The organism is Rathayibacter tanaceti (assembly GCF_001634385.1).
In the GTDB taxonomy this organism is placed as follows: domain Bacteria; phylum Actinomycetota; class Actinomycetes; order Actinomycetales; family Microbacteriaceae; genus Rathayibacter; species Rathayibacter tanaceti.
In genome coordinates this window covers 1-7,207 of record NZ_LIIN01000138.1, presented here as the reverse complement: position 1 = coordinate 7,207, position 7,207 = coordinate 1, and the positions used below count along the sequence as shown (strand labels likewise).

The following is a 7,207-nucleotide window of genomic DNA, read 5'->3' as shown; positions in this document are numbered from 1 at the left end:
GGCACGGCCGAGCCGCGGGCGACGCACGTCACCTCGTGGCCGCGCCGCAGCGCCTCCGACGTGAGGTGGCCGCCGAGTCAGGCGGTGCCGCCGAGGAGGAGGAATCGCACGCCCACATGCTGCCACGGGACCGCCCGCCACGGCGGACGGGCGACCGCCTCACCCCCGCCTCACACCACCACGAACGCGTCCAGGATCAGCGTCGCTCCGGTGGCCGCGGGGTTGCGGGTCGAGCCGCGGCGAATCGTCACGGTGTGGTCGCCGGCGGGCAACGCAGCGCTCGTCCACACCGGGCGGGCGGAGCGGGTCACGTCGCTGTAGCAGTCGACGGTCGCCACCTGCACGCCGTCCAGCAGCACCTCGTTGATCCCTGAGGACGGAGTGAGGCGGCCCACCCAGCGCACGCGCGTTCCCCGGAAGCGGAGGGTCGCCGAGGCGCCCGCCGTGCTCGAGTACGAGATGCTGCCGCCGCTGTCGGCCGTGCTCGAGAGGGTCGCCCAGGTGCCGACGGTCGTGATCGCGGCGGATCCGTTCTCGTAGGTGCCGGCTCCGGGGAGCGCGGGCGGCGGCCCGCTCGTCACGACGAAGGCGTCGAGCACGAGCGTGGATCCCGTCGCCGCCGGGTTCTTCGCTGTTCCGCGCCGGATGGTCACGGTGTGCTCGCCGGCCCGCAGCGGCCCGCTCGTCCACACGGTGACTCCCGCGCGGGTCGTGGGGCTGTAGCGATCGACCGTGGCGACCACGGCGCCGTCGACCACGACCTCGTTGATCCCGGAGGAGGGCGACAGTCGGCTCACCCAGCTGACCCCCGTGCCCGAGAAGCGCAGGAACGCCGCGGCGCCGACCGAGTTCGAGTAGCCGACGCTCCCGCCGCTGTCGGCCGCAGACGACAGCGTCGACCAGGTGCCCTGGGTCGTCACGAACGCGGAGTCGTTCTGGTAGGTGCCGGCTCCCGGGACCACGGGGGCGGGCAGAGCGACCACCGGCTGCTCCACCAGCCAGCGCCGGAAGGTGTCGAGCATGTCCTTCTGGGTGGCGGTCGGCACGATGTGGCCGGAAGGGGCGCCCTCGGAGGAGTGGTCCAGCAGCACCGCCTCCTTCGCCACCGGCCGCGCGAGGGCGTGGAGGCGCGCGCCGTGCACGGCGAGCGGCACCAGGAGGTCCTCGGACGAGCCGGTGATGCGCAGCCGCGTGCCCGCCCACGCCGACTGGGGCAGGCGTGCGGGATCGGTCGCGGCGACGGCCGCGGAGTCGTCGTCGTACGCCGGCAGCACGCGGAGCGGGTCGCGTCGGGCGGCCTCGCTCATGTCGTACACGCCGCTGGCGTGGTAGGCCCCGCGGATCTCGGGGAGGAGACGGTTGCCGTAGACCCAGCACAGCAGCGCGCCACCGCCGGAGTTGGAGCGGAGGAAGCTCGCGCCGATCCGCCAGCTCTTCTGCACCCAGGCGGCCGCGTTCGTGTGCGCGGTGACGGCGGCGCGGCTGACCCAGACACTGCCTCCGTACTGCGGGCAGATGCTGATGACGCCCTCGTCGACGGCCTGGTCGGCGGCGTACTGGAAGGCGCCGGAGAGCGCCGCGTACGAGCTGCCGTTGGCGTGGAAGTACCAGTGCAGAACGGCTCCGATGTGCAGCGACGGAGCCGCGGAGTGCGGCACGAACAGGCGGGTGCGATCGCCCCTGATCGAGACGTCGATGATCTGGTAAGGCTTCCGGCCCACACGCGAGAGCACGGTGGCGCCGCGGCCGAGCTCGTCGGGCAGCGGCGGGATCGCGCTGTAGTCGGGGGCGGCGGAGGCGGAGACCGCGTGGACGAGGGCGGACCCGAGGCCGAGGGCGGCTCCGGTGAGGACGAGGCGACGGCTGTGCCGCGATGCTCCAGGCATGGGGTGGGGACCTGTCGGAGAGGAGGGCGGCCGAGCCGGGCGGATGCCGGATCGGGAGAGCGGGGACGCGGTGATCCGGTCGGAACGGCTGAGCGGAGAGGCCATCGGATCGAGCGTGGTTCGGTCAGGCGCACCAGAATCATCCCTTCTGCTCCGTGTCCGGCACCAGACCCTTTCTGGGGACACGGATCGCGCCACTCCCACTCGAAGCGGCGAACGCGCCAACGAATCGCGCCGTGGCGTGCGCTGAGAGCGCGATCTCGCGTCACTGGGCGGCGCTTCCCCGCCACTGTGCGGACGGCCGCAGGAGCAGAGGCGCGTGGAACGGCAGGAGCCGACGCGGCCGGGCGCGCAGCTCCCGATCCGCACAAGAGGAGGGATGCGGACGTCAACACCCGCGTCGACGTCCCTCCCCCGCGTCCCCTTCCTGGATGGCATCTGTGCGTCCGTCCCCAGTGACCCGACCCGCGACTGCGCGCCGGCAGGGAGCTCCGGCCGCCGGCCGGCTCCGACGTGCCGCATGAGGGGGGCAGAGCACGCGCCGACCCCGACCTATCGTGAACTCCGCTCCACCCGGAAAGCCCGGCGAGGCGCTCCGGGGGGAGGTCGATCGATGGCGAACGCCGACGTGCTCGAACACCCGGGGCGACCTCTCGCGCTCGGCCTCGTGCTGCTCCTGATCGTGAGCATCCTGGTCGTCCTCCCCGCCTCGAAGGCACAGGCCGCGACGGTCCTCGTCCAGGAGGCCTTCACGGGCACCAGCGTCACCGACTCCGCCTGGCAGCCCCTCGACGACGCCTGCCTGACCCGGGCGAGCACGGCGCCGCCGACCGGCGCGTCACGGCTCGGCGCCTGCACGAAGTCCGCGAACGCCCCGACGAGCGGATCGACGACGAGCGGCTTCCTCCAGCTCACCGACAACAGCGCCAACGCCAAGGGCGGCGCGATCTTCAACCGCCCGATCCCGGCGACCGGCGGCCTCGACGTGCAGTTCGACCAGTACCAGTACAGCTCGGCGCTCGGGCTCCTCGGTGCCGACGGCATCGGCTTCTTCCTCACCGACGGCTCCAGGACGCTGACCGCGGCGGGAGCACCGGGCGGCTCCCTCGGCTACGGGCAGTCGGCCACGGTCGACGGCGTCACGGGCGGCTACCTCGGCATCGGGATCGACGCCTTCGGCAACTTCTCGGCCGCTCCGCCCGCCGCCACCGACACCCCCAACGTCGGCCTGGGCACCGGCTGCCCGGCGACGCCCGCGGCCCCCGGGCGGACCGGGAACCAGATCGTCGCCCGCGGCCCCGGGCAGGGCAAGTCCGGCTACTGCTTCATCAGGTCGGCCGCTCCGCCCCTGCTGACCTCGGTCCGCACGGCGATCTCGCTCTCGGCCACCAACCCTCCCGCGAGCTACGGCCGCACGGTGCGGGTCACGGTCTCGGACGCCGCTCTCCCGGTGGTCACCGTCTACTGGGGCACCTCCGCCGGCCTGCCCGCCTCCTCGCTCACGCAGCTGATGCAGTTCACGATGACCACCGCGGCCCCCGCTACCTACAAGCTCGGCTTCACCGCGTCGACCGGCGGATCGACCGACACCCACCTCGTCCGCAACGTGAAGGTCTCGTCGATCAACGACCTCGACGACGTCTCGCTCGTCAAGCAGATCGACCGCAGCACGACGCAGCCCGCGACCTACTCCGAGGGCTCGGTCGTCCCGTACCAGTTCGTCGTGACGAACGGATCGGTCGCCGGCACCCTCAGCGGCGTCGCCGTGTCCGACCCGAAGGTCTCGAACGTCTCGTGTCCGACGACCACGCTCGCTCCCCTCGCCTCCGTCATCTGCACCGGCACCCGGACCGTGACCGCGCAGGACGCCGTCTCGGGGCCCCTGGTCAACACGGCGACGGCCTCGGCGACGAAGACGACTCCCGGCCAACCCACCGTCACCGTCACCAGCAAGGTCTCGTCGGTGACCGCAGCGATCGCGACTCCCGCCCCCTCCCTCTCGCTCAGCAAGGCCGGCGCCCTCACCGACACCAACGGCAACACGAGAGCGGATGCCGGCGAGCGGATCACCTACACGTTCACCGCCCGCAACACGGGCACCGTGAGCCTGCAGGGAGTCGCCGTGACCGACCCGATGGTCAGCGGCATCACCCCCGCGACGGCGCAACTGGCGCCCGGCGCCTCGACGACCTTCACCTCCGCCGCCTACACGGTGACCCAGGCCGACATCGACAGAGGCACTCCCGTCACCAACACGGCGACCGTGAGCGGGCGGACCCTCGCCGCCACGCCCGCCACCGTCAGCGCCACCTCCACCGCGTCCACACCGATCCGCTACGCCCCGTCGATCGCCCTCGCCAAGAGCGGCGCCCTCACCGCGGGCTCGACGGTGGGCGGCACCGTCGCCTACAGCTTCACGGTCACCAACACCGGCAACGTGGCGCTGACCGGAGTCGCCCTCAGCGACCCGCGCGTCACCATCGCCTACGGCGCATGGCCGGGCACCACCGGGCGGCTCGGCCTCGGCGAGTCGGTCACCGCCTCCGCGACCTACACGCTCACCCAGGCCGACATCGACGCGGGCTCGGTGCTGAACACGGCGACCGCCACCGGCACCCCGCCCACCGGCGCGGCCGTGACGGCCACCGCCTCCGCGACCGTGACCGTCGCCCGCACCACGGATCTCGCCCTCACCAAGACCGCGAACCCCGCCTTCATCAGCACCGCCGGCTCCGTCGTCACCTACACCTTCCGCGCCACCAACACCGGCACCACCACCCTCACGGCCGTCGCGATCAGCGACCCCAAGAGCGGCCTGTCGGCACTGAGCTCGAGCTGGCCGGGCACACCGGGGAGGCTCCTCCCCGGCCAGGTCGTCACCGCGACCGCCACCTACACGACGACCGCCGCCGACGTCAGCGCGGGCTCCATCGCCAACACCGCGACGGCCACCGCGACGGGCCCGGTCGGTGGAGCCTTCACCCGCACCGCCTCGGTGACCATCTCGGTGATCCCGGATCCGGTGGCCGACACCGCGACGGTCGTGCAGGGCGGCTCGGTCGTCATCGACGTGCTGGCCAACGACGGTCCCGCCGCCTCGGGTGCGACCTTGTCGCGCGCGCAGCTCTCGGCCACGCCGAAGGTCGTCGGAGGCGCCGCGTCGCCCGCACCCGCCGCGCCTACTCAGGGATCGGTCGCCTGCATCGACAGCGGCAGCACGCGTGGTCAGTGCACCTACCGGCCGATCATCGCCTTCGTCGGCACCGATGTGTTCGACTACGCGCTCTCCGGCCCCGCCGGCACCTGGAACGTGCGGGTGAGCGTGAGCGTCACTGCGGTGGGCCACGCCCCGGTCGCCCGCCCCGACCGCGTGGTCGCGACCGCCGGGGGCGCGGCCGTCGCCGTCGCGCCGCTGGCGAACGACACCGACCACGACGCCGGCACGACTCTCACACTCGCGGGCACCAGCACCCCGACCGGCGTGCGCGGAACCTTCTCCTGCTCCGGCTCGACGTGCACCTACACGCCCGCCGCCGACGGCTGGACCGGCAGCATCCCGATCACCTACACCGTGAGCGACGGCGCACTCACGGCCGGCGGCACGATCACGGTCTGGGTCGACCCGGCCCCGCTCACCCGGCGCGGCTTCACCGGCACCGACACGACGAGCGGAGCGATCGGGCTCGGCGCCTGGACGCGCTCCTCGGTCGTGGCGACCCCGGTCGCGAGCTGCACGGTCGGGCGGCCGAGCACGCTGGTGAGCTGGGCGCCGGTCGTCGGAGCGACGGCCTGGACCGTGGAGCGCCGCCTCGCGGGGACCACGCCCGGCCCGTGGACCGTCGTGGCGACGCCCGCCGCCTCCGCCACGAGCATCACCGACGACCGGGTCGGCGAGGGCCTCAGCTACCAGTGGCGGGTCCGCCCCGATCTCCAGCGCTGGCTCGGAGTCTCCTCCGCCGCCTCGACCGCGGTCGCCCAGCCGGCCGCCACCTCGGCGAGGGGCTGCTGATGCGCCCCCACCCCCAGAACCTCCCCTCTCGTCCTGCACCTGTCCTCGTGAGGGAGACCCCGCCCGCCTCGGGCACCACCCACCTGAAAGGAACGGTCGCCATGACCACCACAGCACCCACCCGCCGCACCCCCTGGAAGAAGATCGCACTCACCGGAGGTGTCCTCCTGGCCGCGGGCGCTCTCGCCGGCGCCGGCGCCTTCGCCGTGTTCACCGACTCGGGAACCGCCGTCGGCAACGTGGACGCCGGCCAGACCGACATCTCGGTCACCGGAGCCTTCACCGTTGCGGACATCGCTCCCGGCGACACCGTCCAGCGCCCGATCAGCCTGGTGCTGCCGGACGCGACCAACGACGGCGACCTCGTCTCGAGCGTCCGCTTCTACCAGGACGTCACCAACGACGTCGTCGGCTCGGACACCACCGACCCGGGCCGCGTCGGAGCCTCGCTCGTCACCGGTGCGAACGGGCTCGACTACCGCCTGCTGACCTGCTCCGTCGCCTGGGTCCCCGCCGCCGCTCCCGCAGAGGCAGGCCCCTACACCTGCGGTGGCGCCGAGACGGTGACCGGCACCGGCAAGCTCTCGACGATCGGCGGAGTCGCCAACGCGGCCGACTTCACCCCGGCGGACTTCGGCATCACCCCCACGGACACCGGGACCTTCCCCTCGGACGGCGGCGATGTCGCGCTGAACACGCTGATCGAGCTCGTCCTGCCGACCGCGGCCGACAACGCCTACGAGAACGCGTCCGCGACCGTCACCTTCACCGCCGCCGCCATCCAGCGCGCCGGCATCCAGCAGTAACCCCTCCGCCTCCGCTCCCGCCGATCCCTCGGCGCGGGGCGGAGGCTCCCCTCTTCCCCCGGAGTCACCCCATGCCCCACGCCCGCGCGTACGGCGCCGTCCTCGCGGCGGTGCTTCTCGCGCCCGCGGCGAGCGCCGGACCCGCTCTCGACGTGCGCGAGCTCTCGCGCCGGGCTCCCTCACCGATCTCGCGCCGGGCGACAGCGCCGAGTGGGCCGTCGAGGTCACCAACTCCGGAGCCTCTCCTCGCGGCGTGTCGGTGGGCTTCGCGGTCGACGCGCCGGGCGCGCTGGCCGCAGACCCTCGCGACGGCTTGCAGCTCGTGGTCGAGCTCTGCGACTCCGCCTTCACGGTCTCGGAGGTCGCCGTCGGCGGCGGCGGAGCGTGGAGCGCTACCTGTGCCCCGGCGGCGCGACGCCCCTGGGCGCCGGCCCGGCCGCGGCGCTCGGACGCCTGGACGGCGTGCGCCCCGTCGAGCGCGGAGCGACGGCCGGGCTCCGCGTGCG

3 protein-coding genes are annotated in these 7,207 nt (G+C 73.5%); 2 read left to right on the top strand and 1 reads right to left on the bottom strand.

Annotated elements, in window-relative coordinates; genetic code table 11:
• Window positions 1-170: 170 nt before the first annotated feature.
• The gene (locus ACH61_RS13250; RefSeq protein ID WP_068212823.1) at window positions 171-1,886 is read right to left on the bottom strand and encodes a hypothetical protein; all 1,716 of its coding nucleotides are present in this window, start codon (window positions 1,884-1,886) and stop codon (window positions 171-173) included.
• Between the two features lie 613 nt (window positions 1,887-2,499).
• Here ACH61_RS13250 and ACH61_RS13245 point away from each other — a divergent pair.
• Both ACH61_RS13245 and ACH61_RS13240 read left to right on the top strand, forming a co-directional pair.
• Window positions 2,500-5,895 carry a DUF7507 domain-containing protein gene (locus ACH61_RS13245; RefSeq protein WP_068212820.1) on the top strand — a complete coding sequence of 1,132 codons (3,396 nt, stop codon included), beginning with the start codon at window positions 2,500-2,502 and terminating at the stop codon, window positions 5,893-5,895.
• A gap of 101 nt (window positions 5,896-5,996) precedes the next feature.
• Window positions 5,997-6,701, top strand: coding sequence for a TasA family protein (locus ACH61_RS13240; RefSeq protein ID WP_068212817.1), 705 nt, complete (start codon window positions 5,997-5,999; stop codon window positions 6,699-6,701).
• The last annotated feature ends 506 nt before the right edge of the window (window positions 6,702-7,207 follow it).

What these genes read in the sequence shown, in the direction of transcription:
- ACH61_RS13250 (WP_068212823.1), bottom strand. Translation starts at nt 1,886, where the DNA reads ATGCCTGGAGCATCGCGGCACAGCCGTCGCCTCGTCCTCACCGGAGCC.
- ACH61_RS13245 (WP_068212820.1), top strand. Translation starts at nt 2,500, where the DNA reads ATGGCGAACGCCGACGTGCTCGAACACCCGGGGCGACCTCTCGCGCTC.
- ACH61_RS13240 (WP_068212817.1), top strand. Translation starts at nt 5,997, where the DNA reads ATGACCACCACAGCACCCACCCGCCGCACCCCCTGGAAGAAGATCGCA.